The sequence below is a fragment of the Prevotella sp. P5-92 genome (assembly GCF_002251245.1).
Classification (GTDB): domain Bacteria; phylum Bacteroidota; class Bacteroidia; order Bacteroidales; family Bacteroidaceae; genus Prevotella.
The window spans coordinates 109,231-128,051 of record NZ_NPJG01000007.1; the positions used below are offsets into that span (position 1 = coordinate 109,231).

At 46.9% G+C, this 18,821-nt stretch carries 18 protein-coding genes and 1 tRNA gene; 5 read left to right on the forward strand and 14 right to left on the reverse strand.

All coding sequences use genetic code 11. The features are described from left to right. Window positions 1-212: 212 nt before the first annotated feature. The 11 genes from CIK99_RS01190 to CIK99_RS01240 form a co-directional block, all read right to left on the reverse strand. Window positions 213-1,499, reverse strand: coding sequence for a DUF3987 domain-containing protein (locus tag CIK99_RS01190; protein ID WP_094378931.1), 1,287 nt, complete (start codon window positions 1,497-1,499; stop codon window positions 213-215). Between the two features lie 192 nt (window positions 1,500-1,691). Next, window positions 1,692-2,024 carry a hypothetical protein gene (locus CIK99_RS01195; RefSeq protein ID WP_094378933.1) on the reverse strand — a complete coding sequence of 111 codons (333 nt, stop codon included), beginning with the start codon at window positions 2,022-2,024 and terminating at the stop codon, window positions 1,692-1,694. Further along, window positions 2,021-3,181: a site-specific integrase gene (locus CIK99_RS01200; protein ID WP_094378935.1), complete on the reverse strand. Its 1,161-nt coding sequence runs from the start codon at window positions 3,179-3,181 to the stop codon at window positions 2,021-2,023. The genes CIK99_RS01195 and CIK99_RS01200 overlap by 4 nt, the downstream gene beginning before the upstream one ends. A 2-nt stretch (window positions 3,182-3,183) precedes the next feature. Further along, complete coding sequence (locus CIK99_RS01205) at window positions 3,184-3,450, reverse strand: helix-turn-helix domain-containing protein (RefSeq protein WP_144007856.1); 267 nt, start codon at window positions 3,448-3,450, stop codon at window positions 3,184-3,186. Between the two features lie 345 nt (window positions 3,451-3,795). Beyond that, window positions 3,796-3,883, reverse strand: a tRNA-Ser gene (locus tag CIK99_RS01210). A gap of 45 nt (window positions 3,884-3,928) precedes the next feature. Next, window positions 3,929-4,516 carry a YigZ family protein gene (locus tag CIK99_RS01215; protein ID WP_094378939.1) on the reverse strand — a complete coding sequence of 196 codons (588 nt, stop codon included), beginning with the start codon at window positions 4,514-4,516 and terminating at the stop codon, window positions 3,929-3,931. Between the two features lie 3 nt (window positions 4,517-4,519). Beyond that, window positions 4,520-5,767, reverse strand: a complete 1,248-nt coding sequence (locus CIK99_RS01220; protein WP_094378941.1) for a DUF1015 domain-containing protein — start codon at window positions 5,765-5,767, stop codon at window positions 4,520-4,522. 3 nt (window positions 5,768-5,770) lie between these two features. Next, entirely contained in the window at window positions 5,771-6,685 is a 915-nt protein-coding gene (locus CIK99_RS01225) for an NAD(P)-dependent oxidoreductase (protein WP_094378943.1), read from the reverse strand. Window positions 6,686-6,768: 83 nt separating this feature from the next. Beyond that, the gene (serC, locus tag CIK99_RS01230; protein WP_094378945.1) at window positions 6,769-7,836 is read right to left on the reverse strand and encodes a 3-phosphoserine/phosphohydroxythreonine transaminase; all 1,068 of its coding nucleotides are present in this window, start codon (window positions 7,834-7,836) and stop codon (window positions 6,769-6,771) included. Window positions 7,837-7,972: 136 nt separating this feature from the next. Then, window positions 7,973-9,292: a DEAD/DEAH box helicase gene (locus CIK99_RS01235; RefSeq protein WP_094378947.1), complete on the reverse strand. Its 1,320-nt coding sequence runs from the start codon at window positions 9,290-9,292 to the stop codon at window positions 7,973-7,975. Beyond that, entirely contained in the window at window positions 9,293-10,096 is an 804-nt protein-coding gene (locus CIK99_RS01240) for an MBL fold metallo-hydrolase (RefSeq protein ID WP_094378949.1), read from the reverse strand. Between the two features lie 100 nt (window positions 10,097-10,196). Here CIK99_RS01240 and CIK99_RS01245 point away from each other — a divergent pair, with 100 nt between their 5' ends. Continuing rightward, the gene (locus CIK99_RS01245) at window positions 10,197-10,643 is read left to right on the forward strand and encodes a hypothetical protein (protein ID WP_094378951.1); all 447 of its coding nucleotides are present in this window, start codon (window positions 10,197-10,199) and stop codon (window positions 10,641-10,643) included. Here CIK99_RS01245 and CIK99_RS01250 read toward each other — a convergent pair. Next, window positions 10,609-12,822 carry a BamA/TamA family outer membrane protein gene (locus CIK99_RS01250; protein WP_094378953.1) on the reverse strand — a complete coding sequence of 738 codons (2,214 nt, stop codon included), beginning with the start codon at window positions 12,820-12,822 and terminating at the stop codon, window positions 10,609-10,611. The genes CIK99_RS01245 and CIK99_RS01250 overlap by 35 nt on opposite strands. An 86-nt stretch (window positions 12,823-12,908) precedes the next feature. Between CIK99_RS01250 and CIK99_RS01255 the strand changes: the two genes are divergently transcribed. Then, complete coding sequence (locus CIK99_RS01255) at window positions 12,909-13,697, forward strand: RNA methyltransferase (RefSeq protein WP_094378955.1); 789 nt, start codon at window positions 12,909-12,911, stop codon at window positions 13,695-13,697. A gap of 16 nt (window positions 13,698-13,713) precedes the next feature. Here CIK99_RS01255 and hisB read toward each other — a convergent pair whose 3' ends face one another. Further along, complete coding sequence (gene hisB / locus CIK99_RS01260) at window positions 13,714-14,784, reverse strand: bifunctional histidinol-phosphatase/imidazoleglycerol-phosphate dehydratase HisB (RefSeq protein ID WP_094378957.1); 1,071 nt, start codon at window positions 14,782-14,784, stop codon at window positions 13,714-13,716. 2 nt (window positions 14,785-14,786) lie between these two features. Next, entirely contained in the window at window positions 14,787-15,761 is a 975-nt protein-coding gene (locus tag CIK99_RS01265; protein WP_094378959.1) for a hypothetical protein, read from the reverse strand. Window positions 15,762-15,841: 80 nt separating this feature from the next. Here CIK99_RS01265 and CIK99_RS01270 point away from each other — a divergent pair, with 80 nt between their 5' ends. The 3 genes from CIK99_RS01270 to CIK99_RS01280 are packed head-to-tail and all read left to right on the forward strand — an operon-like array spanning window position 15,842 to window position 18,798. After that, window positions 15,842-16,825, forward strand: a complete 984-nt coding sequence (locus CIK99_RS01270; RefSeq protein ID WP_094378961.1) for a Gfo/Idh/MocA family protein — start codon at window positions 15,842-15,844, stop codon at window positions 16,823-16,825. A gap of 18 nt (window positions 16,826-16,843) precedes the next feature. Further along, on the forward strand, window positions 16,844-17,938 hold the full coding sequence (locus CIK99_RS01275; protein ID WP_094378963.1) for a DUF4421 domain-containing protein: 1,095 nt from the start codon (window positions 16,844-16,846) through the stop codon (window positions 17,936-17,938). Further along, window positions 17,935-18,798 (forward strand): N-acetylmuramoyl-L-alanine amidase-like domain-containing protein, encoded by an 864-nt coding sequence (locus CIK99_RS01280; RefSeq protein WP_094378965.1) that lies wholly within the window; start codon window positions 17,935-17,937, stop codon window positions 18,796-18,798. The genes CIK99_RS01275 and CIK99_RS01280 overlap by 4 nt, the downstream gene beginning before the upstream one ends. The last annotated feature ends 23 nt before the right edge of the window (window positions 18,799-18,821 follow it).

The following is an 18,821-nucleotide window of genomic DNA, read 5'->3' on the forward strand; positions in this document are numbered from 1 at the left end:
TTTGTAAAGATTTTTTTAGTTGTAGTTCAAATCTCTGTAACTCTTTGAATATTAGAGACTTTATTAAGGTACAACCTACAACTACGCCTATAATGTGTTTTTTAGTTAATTTATTTAACATAATTAATATTCATTTAGTTAATATATATGTAAGAAATAGAGAATATTCTCTCTGGGAAAACCCTTTATTGGATTCTCCCAGAGCTACATTTTCATTTCTTCCTCAATTCACCCAAAACTTTAGAAATATATTGTTGAGTAGGTTTGCCTCCCAAAGCTGACGACAGTAAAGAACGGTTTATTTTGTCTAAACCAATACCATTACATTCACAATTTGCAGCCAAAGCCAATATAGCTTCCCTCGTCGAGATGGGTTTCTTTCTCTGTTCATCTATTATTCTTTGGGCAATGCAGGAATTGCGAAAGAGATGCTCTACGACCCTGCTGGAATATTCTACCGTCTCGTTCCGGATAAGCTCTCTCGGAGCATAGCCTTCGGCAAGAGCATTTAGGGCATGGAAAATAGCGGCAAGGCGGCGAATTACATACCCCTGCTTCATAATGGTCTCAGACAGTTCATCTTCTCCGTCTTCTTCTAATATGTCGCGAAGGCGACGGTACTCGTCGTCCAGTTGCCTCACGAATCCCACATCTTCGAAACTAAGTAGGATGTTCTCCAACTGTGATGATGTTGCACGATCGACCAAATCTTCCCATTCCTGGTCTGGTTTGGTGTCCCTATCATCGATGAGCGCACAATCTTGATTGGGCAGCCAAAACAACCAACGAGAGAAGAAGCCGTTGTGTTCCTGACCAGCAAATAATTCAGGAATCCTTTTCTTTTGGATTCCCCCAAGAATTGTAAGAAAAGGTTCGTCGATAATTAAAGGCAGTTCGAGCCTTACACGACCGACACGTAGAGTCGATAAAGCGTCAAATAACGTAAGGAAATCGCTAATGATATTTCCATCGGAATACTTCTTCGCGTTTCCGCCAAAGAAATTCAACAATTCGTCCTGATGCATAAGAGTACCGACAGGAAAATTCCGAACATTATATAAAACTCTGTACAAGTTCTCAATCGTCTCATTGCTCACAATCATTTGTTTGTCATACTCCGGCAAATCTTCTTCCTTAGCCTTAGCGACCTTAAATTTGCAAACAAAATCGTCATAATTACGCTTCTCCATCCGACTTACAGGCTTCATACAGTAGTTGATGGTCGGAGTTTTCGCTCCACTGGCGACACCGACTATTGCGGAAAATAAATTACAACGATTACGGTATGCCCCATCGGATACTGTTACCTTTTTACCAAGCAAAGCTCCCAATATAGTCACGACCTCGCCGAATACGAAATTGGTTGGGGCTCTAAGAACACCTGCTGTATGTTCGATATACTTTCGTATTCGAGGATTAATACCATCCATCGGAATTTCGTCAACTATTTTTGCCTTATAATTCGAGTTTGCGAACTCTATAATTTTTTCGATATTCATAATTTCTATCCATTAATAAGTTAATTTTTTGCTGAAAAATTTGCTGGATTCGGAAATTATTCGTAACTTTGCCCCGGTGTGAGAAAGTTAACGCGGTTTTCCCGAAACATCAAAGAAGTTTCCGAACCCATACCCCAGGCATTATCGCTTGGGGCTTTCTTTTTTAGGGAGGTTTGAAAATTGTTACCATAACTATATTTTTATCTGATTACACTTTTCCACATTATTGACAATGTCTCTTAACGAGTCCTTCAGTTTTCCCAATTGCTCTTCGTCGAGGATATGACGACCGCCTACAAAGGGGCCGAGAGCGAGGACGATCCTCTCTGCCAGCACTTCACGGTTATGCAGGCTGCCTGGCTGTCCGCCGATGCCGTAACCCGGTGTTTTCTCGGACATTTCTATATACTCGTTGAACGAATCCTCCAGCCACTTTATGCCCGTATGCAGCCCTTTATTTGTGGCGTGTTCCGTAGCGAAGTCCAGAACTTCGTTCCACTTTTCTTTAATTTGTAAGTTTGTCATACTAACCTCCCCTCGATTTTTGTAACTTCAGAAAGAACTGTTTTCGGAAGCATTTTTGCGTAAATTTTCTCAGTCATCTTTATGCTGCTATGTCCGCAAATTTTCGATACAATTTCTATTTTAACACCGGAATTAAGCAACAATGTTGCGCCTGTATGACGCGCCCAATGCGTTGTGATTGGTTTGTTTATTCCAGCCGCTGCTGCCACCTCTTTCAGGTATTCATTGTACTTAACATTGCTGATTAGAGGTAACTTGCCATTATACTTTTCCAGTATTTCTATTGACGGTGATAGAAGAGGAATAGTGTACTCTATTTTAGTTTTTCCACGTCGCCCGAAATAGACCTTATTATCATCTACTTCTTTTATCTTTTTTGAGTCGAAGGATTTCAGGTCGTGATACGACAAACACGTAAAGACCTGAAATACAAAGATATCACGCACACGCTCCAAACGTGTATCGGGCATAGTGGCTCCACGTAATTGTTGAAACTCCTCTGGAGTAAGATATTTCTCTATTCCATCGTAGTCGTCACCTTTTTCTATCTTCACACGATCATATGGGTTTACCTTTATAAGTCCCTCCTTTTGAGCATCCAAAATAAACGAATTGAGGAACCGATGGTAGTTGTTCCAACGGCTCTTCGCTTTCATATTTTTTTTCTTTAGAAAACGATCAAGTTCCATTACTTTAGAATCCGTCATGTCATAGAATGTCTTAATTTTCCCATATTCCTTAAGGAATCGGAAAAAACGGTTATAACGTTCTTGGCTGTCTTTAGCCTTACCGTATTTTCGTATCTTCATTCTTTCCTCGCAGAAATCAAGAAAAGAGACGTTTGGTTTCCGTTTCGCTTCCAACCTCGGAAAAATGGCATCAATATCGATGTAACCATCCTTATACATTTCGTAAATGATCTCACGAATATCAACAAGGTACTGGTCAAGTTGTTTGTTGATAATCATAGAATCGACACGATTAACCACACGACCATGTTTCCATTCCTTTTCGAACACCCGAATACGAGTGCTATGATATTTTGTCTTCCTTCGATAATAGATGCGAATTTCAATGACCGCATCTTTTTCGTCAGAAGCCTCATTATATCGATTCCAAACGAAACCAACGATAGGAGAATCAACTGAAGTTTTCATAATTATTTTACATAATTTTCGAATAGTCCGCTTTTTTTGAAAAAAACACGTCCCTGATTTTTATTTCCCACCTTTTTATGTGGAAATTTATCTTTCATTGACCGTAAATAATTTGGTGTTACACCAAGTATGTGAGCTGCCTCCTGACTGGTAACATAATCGTCATCCTCCTCCCTTGAAATTGGAGTACTATTTAGACGTTCTATCACTATCTCGGCAGTTTTCTCAGCAATCATCAATGTGAGTCGCTCCATTTCATCTTTCTTCATTGTCATATTCATTGAGGTTAAAAATTTTGCGCAAAGAAACATACTTTTTGGCAAATGAGCAAAAAAAACAATTAAAAAGTCGTATATTAACAATTTTACGACCCTTTTTGCAAAATCAAGCATGAAAAACTGTTTTATTTGAACTTTTTCGTCCAAAAATGAACTCTAACAAGTCTATAATAATATATTTTTACTTAATGATGCATTATCTTCACTCATCTTGATTACTACTCAGAGATGCATTAATTCTCAAAATCTCTCATTCTCAAAGTGTTACAACTATAACAAGTTGATAATCAGATACAAAAAATGGGAATCTGACTGATTCCCATTAAGCTATTTTCGCGGAGAGTGAGGGATTCAAACCCCCGATACCCGAAGAGGGTATACCGGATTTCGAGTCCAGCGCGATCGTTCACTCTGCCAACTCTCCTTTATTTCGGCTGCAAAGGTACAAAGAAATTTGCAAACCGCCAAATTATTCGAACGATAATTTAGATAATTTTGCTTTTAATGCCTCTGATTGTGACTTGCGAATGGCTAATCGTATCTCACAGGTGTTGTCGAAGGTTTGGGAGACAATGCGCGGCTGCATGTCTTTCACGATGCGCATCACGTCGTTCATCATGGGGTAGGTGAATGTGTAGGTGATAATGTCCTCCACCAGACGCTCTTCTATGACGGCATCGTCTATGGCAGCAGACGCTGCCTCGCGATATGCCACAATAAGTCCGCTCGTACCAAGGAGAACCCCGCCGAAATATCGTATCACGACGACGAGAATATTGGTGAGTTCACGACTGTTGATCTGTCCAAGGATGGGCTTGCCTGCTGTGCTGCTTGGTTCGCCGTCGTCGTTGGCCCTGAAGTCCTTCTTCTCTGGACCTAACATATATGCCCAGCATACATGACGTGCGTCGTAGTATTTCTTGCGGTACATGGCCACGAGATCCTTCACGTCGTCGGTGGTATCTACATGATGGGCAAAGGCGAGGAACTTACTTCGCTTTTCAGTGATGTAGCCCTCGCCTGTTTTCTTTTCGGATATTGTCTTATACGAATCCAATGCTTAACTCAATTTATGAATTACCAGTCCTGAGCGTAGCTTAGGCTCAAACCATGTGGCCTTCGGTGGCATGATCTTGCCACTATCTGCAATATCCATGATCTGTTGCATGGACACTGGGTAGAGAGCCAGGGCGGCACGCATCTCGCCACTGTCAACGCGACGTTTCAACTCGGCAAGTCCGCGAAGACCGCCAACGAAATCTATGCGCTGGCTGGAACGGAGATCTTTTATGTCGAGTATCTCGTCGAGGATGAGACGGCTGGAGATGTCAACGTCAAGTACTCCAATGGGGTCGTTATTGTCGTATGTACCTTGCTTTGCCTTGAGGCTGTACCAATGGCCGTCGAGATAGAGTGAGAACTCGTGTAGCTCGGCGGGTTTGAAGATGTCGGTACCTTTGTCTTCTACACAGAAGTTGGCTGAGAGCTTGTCGAGGAACTCTTCAGAGGAGAGCCCGTTAAGGTCTTTCACCACACGGTTGTAGTCGAGGATGGTAAGCTGTGAGGCCTGGAAGCAGACTGCCATGAAGTAGTTGTACTCCTCGTCGCCACGATGATTGGGGTTGAGTTTTGCCTTCTCTGCACCCACGAGAGCTGCTGCTGCCGAACGGTGATGACCGTCGGCGATATAGAGGGCTGGCATCTTTGCGAACTCTGCGGTGATCGTGGCAATGTCAGCATCGTCAGAGACTACCCAGAACTGATGTTCGAAGCCGTCAACCGGTGCTATGAAGCTGTATTCTGGTTCGGTGGCGGCATAACGGCGGATGAGGGTGTCGAGGACGTCGTTGTCGGGATAGGCGAAGAAGACAGGTTCGATGTTTGCGTTGTTCACGCGGACATGTTTCATTCGGTCTTCTTCCTTGTCGCGACGGGTGAGCTCGTGCTTCTTGATAGTGCCGTTCATATAGTCATCGACAAATGCTCCAACGACGAGTCCGTACTGTGTCTTCCCGTTCATGGTCTGAGCGTAGATGTAGTACTGTTCCTTGGAGTCTTGTACCAGCCATCCCTTGTCTTGGAACTTCTGGAAATTCTCCGCAGCCTTCTCATAGACGCGCTGGTCGTACTCACTTGTTCCTACAGGAAAATCAATCTCAGGCTTAATGATGTGGTAGAGACTCTTCTCGTTGTCGCCTGCCTCCGCCCTTGCCTCCTCGGAGTCGAGGACGTCGTATGGGCGTGACTCCACTTCCTCCACGTACTGTTTTGGAGGACGAATACCCTTGAATGGTTTAATTATTGCCATAAATTAGTTCACCTTGAATTTTGTGCAACCGTCCTTGAAGAAGGCGTTGATTTGGCAGGCAGCTGCAATGCCGGCATTGATGTTGGCTTCGGCTGTCTGTGCGCCCATTTTTTTCGGTGTGCTGAAATAGCGTCCCTCAAACTTAGCGAACTCCTCGTCGGCGTCGGGCTTGATGTCGGTGACGTATTTCAGGTCAGTGCGCTCTGTCATAAGCTGGATGAGTTCTGGCTCATTGATCACTTCCTTACGTGCGGTGTTTACAAGCACGCCACCTTTCTTCATCTTGCCTACAAGAGCTGCGTTGATGCTCTGCTTTGTTTCTGGTGTGGCAGGGATATGCAGTGAAACCACGTCGCAGGTCTCGAAGAGAGCGTCCTGGTTGTCAACGGCTTTTACTCCTGCAGCCTCGATGACTTCCTTTGGACAGAATGCGTCGTAAGCATATACTTCCATGCCAAAGCCTGCAGCTATGCGTGCCACGTTGCGACCTACATTACCAAAGGCGAGGATTCCGAGTTTCTTGCCCATGAGCTCTGAGCCAGCTTTGCCGTTGAAGAAGTTACGTACGGCAAAGACGAGCATGCCAAAGACCAGTTCAGCTACGGCGTTAGAGTTCTGTCCGGGAGTGTTTTCTGCCACTACATCGTGTGCTGTGGCAGCAGCGAGGTCGATATTGTCGTATCCGGCACCAGCGCGAACCACAATCTTGAGTTGCTTGGCTGCATCAAGAACCTCAGCGTCAACCTTATCGGAACGGATGATCATGGCATCTACATCCTTCACTGCATCGAGGAGCTGTTGCTTCTCGGTATATTTCTCAAGCAGGACGAGCTGGTTGCCTGCTCCTTCTATCTCTTTCTTTATGCCTTCTACCGCTGCTGCTGCAAAAGGCTTTTCTGTTGCTACTAATACTTTCATACTATATATTTATATTAGAAAAAAGGAATTAGGAATGAGAAATTGACCGCAAACAGTCATTTCATCCCTAATTCCTAATTATATTAATTTTTGGCTTCAAATTCTTTCATGCATGCCACGAGAGCGTTGACACCTTCGATGGTCTGTGCGTTGTAGCAGCTGGCGCGGAAACCGCCTACGCTACGGTGACCCTTAATGCCGACCATACCGCGCTCTGTAGCGAAGTCGAAGAAGTCTTTCTCGAGTTCCTTATACTCATCGTTCATCACGAAGCAGATGTTCATCAGCGAACGGTCTTCCTCAGCCACAGTACCACGGAAGAGCTTGTTGCGGTCGATCTCGCCATAGACAATCTCAGCGCGCTGGCGTGCGAGCTTGTCCATTGCCTCGACACCACCGTTAGCCTTAATCCAGCGGAGGTTTTCTAGCATACAGTAGATTGGCACAACAGGAGGAGTGTTGAACATTGAACCCTTATCTACGTGTGTGCGATAGTCGAGCATGGTTGGTATTTCGCGTGGAGCCTTGCCGAGAGCGTCGTCCTTTACGATGACGAAAGTGACACCAGCCATGGAGAGGTTCTTCTGGGCACCGCCATAGATGCACTGATATTTGCTGACGTCAACCGGACGACTCATGATGTCAGATGACATGTCGGCAATCATTGGTACGTTGACGTCGAGCTCTTTGCGTATCTCGGTACCGTAGATAGTATTGTTGGTGGTTATATGCAGGTAGTCAACATCGTCGGGGCATGACCAGCCCTTTGGAATGAAGGTGTAGTTGGCGTCGGCAGACGAAGCCACCTCGACAACTTCGCCGAAAAGCTTTGCCTCCTTGATGGCCTTCTTTGCCCATACTCCGGTGTTGAGGTAAGCAGCCTTTTTAATAAGGAAGTTGTATGGAATCATACAGAATTCAAGCGAGGCACCTCCACCGAGGAATATTACAGAGTAGCCTTCTGGAATCTGAAGCAATTCCTTCATGAGAGCTACTGTCTCATCTACTACTGGTTGGAAATTCTTTGCACGGTGGCTGATTTCCATCAGTGAAAGACCTGATCCTTGAAAGTCCAGACACTGCTTGGCGGTGTTTTCAATGACCTCGCGAGGTAACATTGAGGGACCTGCATTAAAGTTGTACTTCTTCATTTTGATTGTCTATTAAATAATTGATTATAGTGTTCTTGTTATCTTATTGTTTTTATAAACGGCGGCAAAGGTACATTAAGTTTACGAAACTGCCAAATATTTTAGCAGAAATTTACCGAAAAACGTATTTTTCTTGCTATTTGACAGCTTCTACTACTGTTTTTAGGCCTTTTATCTTTTCTCCACGTACATTTTGCAATACCTCTTTGAGCTTATGTCGGGCTATGGCCGCATATGCGAAACGGTCGTTGACGTCGATGCGTCCTATCTCGTCGCCCTTGAGGTGTCCTTTCTTGCAGAGGAATCCGAGTATGTCGCCACGGCTTATCTTGTCTTTCTTTCCCTTACCTATATATATAGTAGCCATGCGTGGTGGCGCAGGTGATGGCAGATGGTCGGGGATGACGTAGGGGGTGATATCGCCTTCGACATATTCGGGCATGTGTTCATCGGGGCCGAGGACAAAAAACGTGCGTCCGCGGGCTTCCCATCGTGCGGTGCGTCCTACGCGGTGAATGTATCCGTCTTCGCTGAGGGGAAGATGATAGTGGATGATATTGTCGATGTCGGGAATATCGAGTCCTCGAGAAGCAAGGTCGGTGCTGACGAGGATGTTTGAGGATCCATTACTAAACTTGTAGATGGCATCCTCGCGCTGTTTCTGTTCGAGACCTCCGTGGAACAGGCTTACGGCAAAGCCCTCGCGCAGCAAAAAGTCTGCTGTTCGTTCCACTCCATCTCGATAGTTGAGGAAGACGATGCTGCTGGCTTCACCGAAGGAGCGTAACAGGCGGGATAGCTCGGCAAGTTTGTCCTTCATCTCGCTTCTCACCTCATATATGGTGACGCGTTCGGGCACTTGTGCTGAGGTGTCGAGGAAGTCGATGTGGCGGGCATGTTCGAGGCTGATGAAATGAGGTATCTCTTCCGCATCGGTGGCAGAGAGCAGTACCCGTCGGTCGAGACCAGGTAGGAGTTTGACGAGACGTGCCATCTCGTCGTGGAATCCCATCTCAAGACATTTGTCAAACTCGTCGATGACGAGCATCCTGACGGAGTAGGGCGAGATATTGCCTTTCTGCAGATGGTCGATGAGACGTCCTGGTGTGCCGAAGACGACGTGTGGCAAGACCTGCTTAAGTGTCTTGTGTTCCTCCATGGCCGGTCGTCCGCCATAGCAGCTGGCTGCCCTCACTCCGCATCCCATGGATTTTAGCACGTTTGCCGACTGGAGGGCGAGTTCGCGTCCAGGCACGACGACGAGCACCTGTGTCCTGTCTGTCGTTTCATCGACGAGATGAGCTGTGGGTAGGAGATAGGCGAGGGTTTTTCCCGAGCCTGTTGGCGAGAGTATCACCACGTCGTCTGTAGAGCCGAGTATGGTGACGCATGCTTTTTTCTGCATGTCGTTGAGCTCTTCGATATGGAGCTTTTGGAGTACTTTGTCTATATCCATTTACTTAAGTTCAAAAATCCCTGTCGGCGTCTTTCTTTTCAGTATCTCGAGCATGAAGTCTTTTCCTGCCACGATACCGCTGTTGCGAAGAATGGCCTCTACGGTTTTCCTTGCCAGTTCGGGATGGTTGTTTTCTTCACTAAGATGGCACAGCCACACGTGTCTCAGGCCAGGTGTGGCGTTCTCCACAAGGGATTCTCCGCACTGTCGGTTGCTGAGGTGTCCACGGGTTCCGAGGATGCGGCTTTTGAGATAGTCCGGATAAGGTCCGTTTTTGAGCATCTCCTCATCGTGGTTGGCCTCGATGACGAGATAGTTGGCCTTGTTGATAAATGGCTTTATCTCGTCGGTGACAACGCCCACATCGGTGACGATGCAGAAAGCCACGCCTTGACATTCCACTAAGTATCCCACACAGTCGGTGCTGTCGTGTGGTACGTTGAAGGGGGTGATTTTGAATTCCCCGATGTTGATGGTCTTGCCTTTTTCGATGCAGTGAGCGTTGCGCGCTTCAATCTTTTTGGTCACACAATAGTTCTTGAATATGCCGTCGTGGACCTCGCGTGTGGTATATACCGGCACGTCGAGTTCCCTGCTTAGGCTTCCGACCGACTTGACATGGTCAGCGTGGTCGTGAGTGATGATGACGTGCTTCACCTGCTGCATGTGGATATGGTAGTCGCGCATCGCCTTTTTCAGCGACCTTATGCCGACACCTGCGTCGATGAGCAATCCATCATTGTCTGTATAGAGTAGATAGCAGTTTCCGCTGCTTCCACTCGCAAAAGAAATGAATTTCAGCATTATTTGTTATTATTTTGTGCAAAAGTAAGAAAAAATTGCGTTACTGCCAAATGATTTTGTTATCTTTGCGCCGTTTTTTAATAATTAATAGTGATTTTCTATGCAAAAACGTGTTTTTTATATCATTTTTACGCTTGCTACATTGCTGTTGACGGCTTGTGGCAGTGAAACAAAAGAAGAGCGTGAGGTGATGACTGTGGCAAGGGATTTTGCTGAAGCGTATTTTAACTACGACTTCGATAAGGCGTCAAAGTTGTTGACAGACGACAGCAGGAAATGGCTCAATTTCGAGGCGTCGAACCTAACGGAAGATGACATGGTAACTCTTCGCAATGACGGTCAGGGCGCTGAGGTGGACGTGGATAATCCGATAATATCGGGCGACGGAGCCACAGTAGGCATAAAGGTGAGCCACTTCCATGTGACCGACTCGCTTGCGGGTGGCGGACACTTGGAAGAGGAGGCAACCTTTGCAGTGGGTCTGCAAAGGCAGGCTGACGGACGATGGAAGGTCAGAATGGAAGGCCCACTGCGAAGTGGAAGGTGAAGTCGCGACTGAAGTTCGGACTTGTGATTGGGTAGTGTTTCCCTCCGTCGGCCTCGTAGGCGGGATTGACTGCTTTCATGCCCATGTCGAAGCGCAGGATGAAGTAGTCGAAATTGAGTCGGAAGCCGAGTCCGTAGCCCACGGCGATCTGTTTCCAGAACTCGTCAAACTTGAACTGTCCTCCTGGCTGATCGTCGTAGTTGCGAAGAGTCCAGATATTGCCAGCGTCGACAAATAGCGCTCCCGTGAGTTTCCAGAACAGCGGAGCCCGGTATTCGAAGTTGATGTCGAGTTTCATGTCTCCGGTCTGGTTGATGAAGTCGATCTGTCCGTTATGTCCCTTAAACTTTCCCGGTCCTAACTCTCTCACCGACCATCCTCTCACGCTGTTGGCTCCACCTGAGAAGTATCGTTTCTCAAACGGAAGGATAGTGCTGTTGCCGTAAGGATAGGCGATACCGAATCCTAAGTGCATGACAAGCTGATGGTTGTCGTCGAAGAGGATGTTGCGTGTGAGGTCGATGTCGGCCTTGGCATACTGTGCGTATGCGATGTCAAACACCTTATACTGTCCGTTGTTGTTTTTCGAGAAGTTGAATATGCCGGAGCACAGGCCGAGTAAGTTGCCCGATGTCTCCACGTTGGCCTTTATGGCGTAGATACCATTATTGTAAGAATAGCCGAATCCGAACTTCATGATAAGGAGGTTCTCGTAGTTATACCGTAGGATGGCGTTTTTGTTGTTGTCGTCCTCGAGATAGTCCTTGCGGAACGTGTCAGATATCCATGGCATAAAGAGATAGTTGATGTCGAGAATATCTAATTGGTATCTGTCGTGATGACCGGCATTTGCCCATTTGTATTTCCATGCCATGGATAGCACTCGCCGGTGGTATTCTGGGCGGTTCTGCATGTCGTACATCACTGACACTTCTGACTGTGTGTTGCTTAAGGAGGTGAACTTATGGAGTCCGAAGGGGGCAATGATTCGTGGGAATGAAAGACTTGCCTCAACGCTGTATTCTATGAAGTCCTGATTGCTGTAGCCCTCAAGTCCGGTGATGGCCTCGTATGCCCCTCTCAGCTGAATGCTCAGTACCTCAGATCCACGGAAGAGGTTGCGGTTCTGATATGTAAGCGCCATAGCTGCACCGAGGTCGCCAGCGGTATTGGTGCCTTCAGGTTCGAAGCTGATGGAATTGGGTTTGTTTGGTGTGAGCTGTATATTACAGTCGAGAGTGTGTAAGCTGTCGTTGTCGTGAAAGTTGATATTAGTGTATTTCACGGCCTGCAGTCGTCCGAATCGGTTGTATGTGTTTCGGAGGTCGGAAGCAGAGTAGGGCTGTCCTTGACGGATCAGCGTGTTGGCACGCATGACTGAAGGACGAAGATGGAGCTGCGAGTCGTCGGGATTGCCGCTTGTGTATGTCACCTTGCCGATGTCATATCGGGGGTGGTCGGCAATGGAGTCGTGGTTGAGCACATACTGGTGTAGTACCATGGCTACGTCGATGTCTCGGCTGTCGGCAATATTTTCCGCCTGGAAGGTGATATAATCTTTATGGAAACGGTAGTAGCCATTGTCGGTCAGCGCGTTGACAATTCGCTTGCGCTCTTCGTCGAGCTTGTTTGCATCAAACTGCATACCCTCGCTAAGCAGGCTGTGGGTGTCGTCGCCGATGATGTGAGCTATGGCAGTGTCGCGTATGTCTCGTCTTATCAGCCTTATATGGTATGGAAGTCCTGGATGAAGCGTATAGGTGACATTAACCTTTTTCTTTCCCTTTGTCTTAGTAGTGGCGTCAACGTATGCCATTAAGTAACCTTTGTTGCATAGAGCCAACCTTAGGTCTTCGCACGTACGGGCTGTGGCAGTAGAGTCAAATATCACCGGAGCCTCGCCCATGGACTTCAGCGTGCGGTTGATCCATTTTGACGTGTCACGTCCTGAGAGCGAGTAGGTGTGCAGAGGAATCTTCACAGCAGAGAACCATTGTGAGTTGCTTTTCTGTCTGACATACCCTTTCAGTTGTGAGGTGTTGATGTCGGGATAGGTACCGTCAGTCTTCATTTCCACTTTATTGAGCAGAAATGAACCGTCATCGACATACTTCGTGGAAGAGCATGAAGCCACCATGAAGGCACAAGATATGATATAAAAATACTTTTTCAAATGCATTATTTCACAAAATTGTTGCAAAGTTAAAACATTATTTGTAACTTTGCTGCTGTTTTTATGAACTTTTTGCAAAAAATATACGATTTATGATAAGTAAGAACATGATAAAGGAGGTTAGGGCGCTGGAAATGAAGAAAAACAGGAAGCGCACCTCGCTCTTTGTGGCTGAAGGTCCAAAGGTGGTGGGCGACATGTTAGGACGCTTCGGTCTCCATGCCCTCATTGCTACCGATGAGTGGCGTGACGGCCATGGCGGTGAGATTCAAAAAATGGGTGATGCAACGCGATGGACCGATGACGCATGGGGTGTGGTGCCTGTGAGCGACGACGAGCTAAGGCGTGTTAGCTTCCTCATGCATCCGCAGCAGGTGGTGGCCTTGTTCAAGATACCTGAAGAAAACGGTATGACAGCTATCGACCCCCTGAAGGAACTGGTCGTTGCCCTCGATGGAGTGCAAGACCCTGGCAACCTCGGTACGATAATAAGGATAGCCGACTGGTTTGGCATTAGACATGTGATATGCAGTCAGGAGACCGCCGACGCCTATAACCCGAAGGTGGTTCAGGCCACGATGGGAAGTCTTGCAAGTGTCAGTGTACATTATGTCAACCTTGAATCATATCTCGTCTCTCAGCCAAAAGACGTGAAGATTTATGGTACGCTTCTTGACGGACAAGACATCTATGAAACTCGCTTGTCTGCTGCAGGCATAATAGTAATGGGCAACGAGGGCAACGGCCTCACAGAAGCCGTCCGCCGTCTCGTCACCCATAGGCTGTTGATTCCCGATTTTAATCCCGATAAACGAGCCGAGAGTCTTAACGTGGCCATCGCCACGAGCATCGTCTGTTCGGAATTCAGGAGAAGAGGGTAGGCCTTTGCCGATGTGTCTATAGCGTGCCCTTTGTGCTCGGCAGTTCGTAGTGATAGATGTCGCGACGTACTGCCATTTTCAGGCTCCTTGCCAGTGCCTTGAAGATGCCTTCTATCTTGTGATGCTCGTTTTGTCCTTCTGCCTTGATATTGAGGTTCATGCGAGCAGCATCGCTAAGACTCTTGAAGAAATGGAGGAACATCTCGGTGGGCATCTCGCCGATGCGTTCGCGACGGAAATCGGCATCCCATACCAACCATGGCCGTCCTCCAAAGTCGAGTGCCACCGAACAGAGACAGTCGTCCATGGGCAAGCAGTAGCCATAACGCTCAATGCCTCGTTTGTCGCCCAAAGCCTTTAATAAACACTCGCCGAGAGCGAGGGCCGTGTCTTCGATGGTGTGGTGTTCATCCACATGTAGGTCGCCTTTGGTGTTGATTGTAAGATCGATCATGCCATGCTTGCCAATCTGCTCGAGCATGTGATCAAAGAAACCAAGACCGGTAGAGATGTCGCAACGTCCCGTGCCGTCAAGATTTGCAGCCACGTGGATATCGGTCTCTTTTGTGGTGCGTGTCACTTCAGCCCTGCGTTCTCCTGCAAAGAGCAGTTCGGTAATCTTGTCCCAGTCCATGCCGTCTTTCCCGAGAATGAGCGCTTTGCATCCAATGTTTTCCGCAAACTGACGGTCGGTCTCCCGGTCGCCGATGACAAAGCTATTAGCGATATCGTATTCGGGATTGTTGAGATATTTTGTGACAAGTCCGGTGTTTGGCTTCCTCGTGGGAGCATTGTCCTCGGGGAAGTGGCGGTCTATGAGTATCTCGTCGAACGTAATGCCCTCTCCTTCGAGAGTCTGTAGTATAAAGTTATGTACAGGCCAGAAGGTGTCTTCTGGAAAAGAGTCAGTGCCAAGTCCATCTTGATTTGACACCATGACAAATTCGAAGTCGAGTTTAGCACGTATGAATCCCAAGTTGCGGAACATGCCCTTGGTGAACTTTAGTTTGTCGAAGGAGTCGATCTGTTCGTCGGCGGGTTCCTCGATAAGAGTACCGTCGCGGTCGATAAATAATAAACGTTTCATTATCAGATATTTTGTATTTCTTTATTAAATTTATTCTTTTCGTTTTCCTGTGTCTCGATAGAACCGTAGATATAATACGTGATGAAGAAGACAACACTTCTCGTCATCACTTCTACAAAGCCGGCAAAAGCCATGGCAATGGCCGTAAGGGGAACTATATAGGAAGGCATGCCGAGAGGGTCGCCAAAGAGCAGTCCGAGGTTGGCTTGGAAGTTGGCTATTGCCACAACGATAGCTGGCAAGCAGATGACGGCCGACACGAGAGAAATGACCAATGTGGCCATTATTAACGATGTGATGATTATTCCAAGATGGCGGAATCCATCACGATAACTGCTCCATGCCGAAGGCCAGAACTTCGCATTTGGTGTAAGGATATATTTCATAACGACATGGAATAGTGGAGCGGCGAATACGAGTGTTATGAAGAATGCCGCCATGTTGGAGGCATAAGATGAGATTAGAGTCTCGCCTCCCATTTTGTTGATGCCTACAGTGATGCCATAGACGATAGCGGTCACGATGATAGCCATTATATCCGCGAGTAAGAGAGTGCCAAGGAATGCCTTTATGGTACGCCATGCCCATTGTCGCGAGAACTCTATGAGTCGTTTAGGTATCGGTATGACTCCTGTATCTTTATGTTCGGCTAAGAGGCGGAACATGCAAGAGTAAGTGGCAGACTCCATCAGTCCTCCTACGATGAAGGCGAGCAGGGAGACAGCGAACACAACCATATAGTTGTCGAACAAGAGAGGCATGCTGTCTGGATTGACGAGGGCAGTGAGGTTAAGCCGAGGATATTGTATCACGGCAATAGTGCCAAGAATGCTAACGCAAACGGCAAACAGCGTCGCAGGAAGCCATGAAGCCTTGACTATGCGACGGAAGTTAGATAAGTACAGTTGGCAGCCTTTTCTGACGCAAGAACGCGAGCTGCGGACCCTAAAAAGGGCATCTTTACTGGTTTTTTCCATTTTTTTATGCATTTATTTTCTTTCGGAGTTGCAAAGATAATAATTTTTTGTTATCTTTGCCAACAATATTAATACTTATTATGAAAATATTGAAATGGGGCTTCATCGGATGTGGTGAAGTGACAGAAAAAAAGAGCGGTCCGGCGTTTAGTGAAGTACCCGGTTCCACGGTAGAGGCAGTGATGAGCCGAAGCGAGAAAAACGCACGCCGATATGCCGAAAAACACGGTATCGGGAAGTGGTACACCGACGCACAGGAGATAATCGACGACCCGGACATCAATGCCATATATATTGCGACGCCTCCGTCGAGTCATGCCACCTTTGCTATCATGGCTATGAAGGCGGGCAAACCAGTGTATGTGGAGAAACCACTGGCAGCGAACTACGAGGACTGCTCACGTATCAACAGGGTGAGCGAGGAGACCCGTGTGCCTTGTTTCGTGGCATACTATCGCCGATATTTGCCGTATTTCCAGAAGGTGAAACAGATTATCACCGATGGGACTATTGGCAACGTGATGAATGTGCAGATACGTTTTGCCGTTCCTCCGCGCGATCTGGACTATTCACATCCAGAGAATCTTCCCTGGAGACTGCAGCCTGACATTGCCGGAGGCGGATATTTCTACGACCTCGCCCCGCACCAGCTCGACCTGCTGCAGGATATGTTTGGAGTGATAGTGGATGCTGACGGGATATGCGCTAATCGCGCGGGATTATATAATGTGGAAGACTCTGTAAGCGCATGCTTCAGATTTGAGAGTGGACTGCCCGGGAGTGGCTCGTGGTGTTTCGTGGCGCATGAGTCGGCCAAGGAAGACCGCATAGAGGTGATAGGCGACAAAGGACAGTTGAGCTTCTCGGTGTTCAACTACGACCCGATATGTCTTCATACTCTCGAAGGGAAGCAAAGCCTTGTTGTACCCAATCCTCCTTATGTTCAGTATCCTCTGATAAAGAGTGTGATAGAACATCTTCAGGGCCTTGGCGTTTGCTCGTGTACAAGTATCTCTGCTACACCAGTTAACTGGGTTATGGATCGTATTCTCGGAAAGTTCTGATAGAAAGCCATTGAAACAATGATAAAGGAGATATACATTGCAGTAAAGAGGATGGTGATGACAGTCTTATTCATGGCTGTGGTCGCTGTGAATGCTGTAGCCGATGAAGAAAAGGAGAATGCCTTTGGCACAATAAAGCGTACCGTCAGAGTTTTCGGCGCCATCGATACTGCATATATTGAACCCCAGCATTATAACTACGCGTTTATGCTACAGACGACATATAACGTGGACCTCTATTGGCTGAGGAGCAGCAACGGACAGAGCGTGATGCTTTCGCCTGACAGGGCTCTTCGACTCGGACCCTATTTCGGATGGCGCTGGCTCTTCTTAGGATACACATTCGAACTGAAGAATATTGGCGTTAAGGACAATAAGCTCAAGAAGGAGTTCGCGCTCAGTCTGTACAGTTCGCAGATAGGCGTCGATCTCTTTTATCGCCGAACTGGCAACGACTATAAGATCAGAAAGGCAGATTTTGGAGAAAACGTGGATGTGAGTAGGTTGAAGAACGTGGATTTCGGCGGATTGAACGCAGGTATCACCGGACTGAATCTCTATTATATATTCAATCATAACCGTTTCTCTTATCCGGCAGCTTTCTCACAAAGCACGATACAGAAGGTGAGTTGCGGATCATGGATGGCGGGAGTGGGATATACACGACAGAGTCTTGATCTGGACCATGATAAACTACAAAAGGTGGTGGAGACAGCCTGCCAGAACCAACAGGTGAAGATAGACAGCAGTTTGATGTTCAACAGCGTGAAGTTCTACGACCTGAATATCTCAGCAGGATATGCGTATAACTGGGTGTTTGCCAAAAACTGCCTGCTTAGCTCGAGTCTCTCGGCCGCCTTAGCATACAAGAAGTCGATAGGAGATGTTGGACCAGACGAAACCAATAACTTCACGTTCAAGAACTTCGATATCGACGGGATAATGCGTGTGGGATTCATATACAATAACATGAGATGGTACACTGGAGGCAACGTGATACTTCATAGTTATAACTATCACAAGTCGAGATTCCAGACAAATAATATCTTCGGCAGTCTTAACGTGTTCTTAGGATTGAACTTCGGCTTGAAAAAAGGGTATAGAAAGAAATGAGAATTATATTAAAGATAATATGTCTCTTCGCGGGACTTTCATGTGCAGGACACGCCAAGGCATTCAGCGTGATAGATACCGACGCTGACAGCATCTTCGTGGAAAAAGTTCTGAAACAAGCAAAGTCTTTGGCAAAAGGCGAGAACAAGACACTGTTTTTTGCCCGGAAGCTAATAGGCAGACCTTATGTGGCACACACACTTGAAGTGGCTGACCCAGAGTGTCTCGTCGTGAATACACGACAGCTCGACTGTACCACACTTGTGGAAAATGCCACCGCACTCACCTTGTGCGCTTCACGAGGAAAATGCCGATATGGCGACTACAAGAAGATGCTCTTGGCCTTGCGCTACCGCGATGGAGTGATGGCAGGATATGCGAGTCGCCTTCATTATTTCTCAGAGTGGATTGAAGACAACACAAGACGAGGAATGGTGGAAGAAAGACAAAGCAGTCAAACACCATTCACCCACGTGCAGAAGATACGCCTCGGATTCATGAGCGACAATCCCGAGAAATATGATATGCTCAGACGACACCCTGAAATGATAGAGGAGATAAGACGACAGGAACAGAGAATGGAGGGCATGGAACGCAGATACATACCCAAGACACAGCTCTACGACACGCCAGCTCTGAGAAAGGCTGTTGCCGATGGGGATATCATCGCCATTACCACCAATAAAAAGGGACTCGACATAGCCCATGTGGGTATAGCGGTATGGAAACGCGACGGCCTATACCTGCTCAATGCCTCTATGATATATAAGAAGGTAGTGGAAGACAGTAGGACGTTGGCTGAATATATGAAAGGGCGGAAGACGTTTACCGGGATAAGAGTAATACGGATAAGAAGTTGAACAAATAAATCACTTAAGTATAT

Coding starts and splice junctions, on each gene's coding strand:
- CIK99_RS01265 (WP_094378959.1), bottom strand. CDS start 15,761: ATGGAAAAAACCAGTAAAGATGCCCTTTTTAGGGTCCGCAGCTCGCGT.
- CIK99_RS01245 (WP_094378951.1), top strand. CDS start 10,197: ATGCAAAAACGTGTTTTTTATATCATTTTTACGCTTGCTACATTGCTG.
- CIK99_RS01255 (WP_094378955.1), top strand. CDS start 12,909: ATGATAAGTAAGAACATGATAAAGGAGGTTAGGGCGCTGGAAATGAAG.
- CIK99_RS01240 (WP_094378949.1), bottom strand. CDS start 10,096: ATGCTGAAATTCATTTCTTTTGCGAGTGGAAGCAGCGGAAACTGCTAT.
- hisB (WP_094378957.1), bottom strand. CDS start 14,784: ATGAAACGTTTATTATTTATCGACCGCGACGGTACTCTTATCGAGGAA.
- CIK99_RS01200 (WP_094378935.1), bottom strand. CDS start 3,181: ATGAAAACTTCAGTTGATTCTCCTATCGTTGGTTTCGTTTGGAATCGA.
- serC (WP_094378945.1), bottom strand. CDS start 7,836: ATGAAGAAGTACAACTTTAATGCAGGTCCCTCAATGTTACCTCGCGAG.
- CIK99_RS01225 (WP_094378943.1), bottom strand. CDS start 6,685: ATGAAAGTATTAGTAGCAACAGAAAAGCCTTTTGCAGCAGCAGCGGTA.
- CIK99_RS01190 (WP_094378931.1), bottom strand. CDS start 1,499: ATGAATATCGAAAAAATTATAGAGTTCGCAAACTCGAATTATAAGGCA.
- CIK99_RS01235 (WP_094378947.1), bottom strand. CDS start 9,292: ATGGATATAGACAAAGTACTCCAAAAGCTCCATATCGAAGAGCTCAAC.
- CIK99_RS01270 (WP_094378961.1), top strand. CDS start 15,842: ATGAAAATATTGAAATGGGGCTTCATCGGATGTGGTGAAGTGACAGAA.
- CIK99_RS01275 (WP_094378963.1), top strand. CDS start 16,844: ATGATAAAGGAGATATACATTGCAGTAAAGAGGATGGTGATGACAGTC.
- CIK99_RS01220 (WP_094378941.1), bottom strand. CDS start 5,767: ATGGCAATAATTAAACCATTCAAGGGTATTCGTCCTCCAAAACAGTAC.
- CIK99_RS01280 (WP_094378965.1), top strand. CDS start 17,935: ATGAGAATTATATTAAAGATAATATGTCTCTTCGCGGGACTTTCATGT.
- CIK99_RS01250 (WP_094378953.1), bottom strand. CDS start 12,822: ATGCATTTGAAAAAGTATTTTTATATCATATCTTGTGCCTTCATGGTG.
- CIK99_RS01205 (WP_144007856.1), bottom strand. CDS start 3,450: ATGAAGAAAGATGAAATGGAGCGACTCACATTGATGATTGCTGAGAAA.
- CIK99_RS01195 (WP_094378933.1), bottom strand. CDS start 2,024: ATGACAAACTTACAAATTAAAGAAAAGTGGAACGAAGTTCTGGACTTC.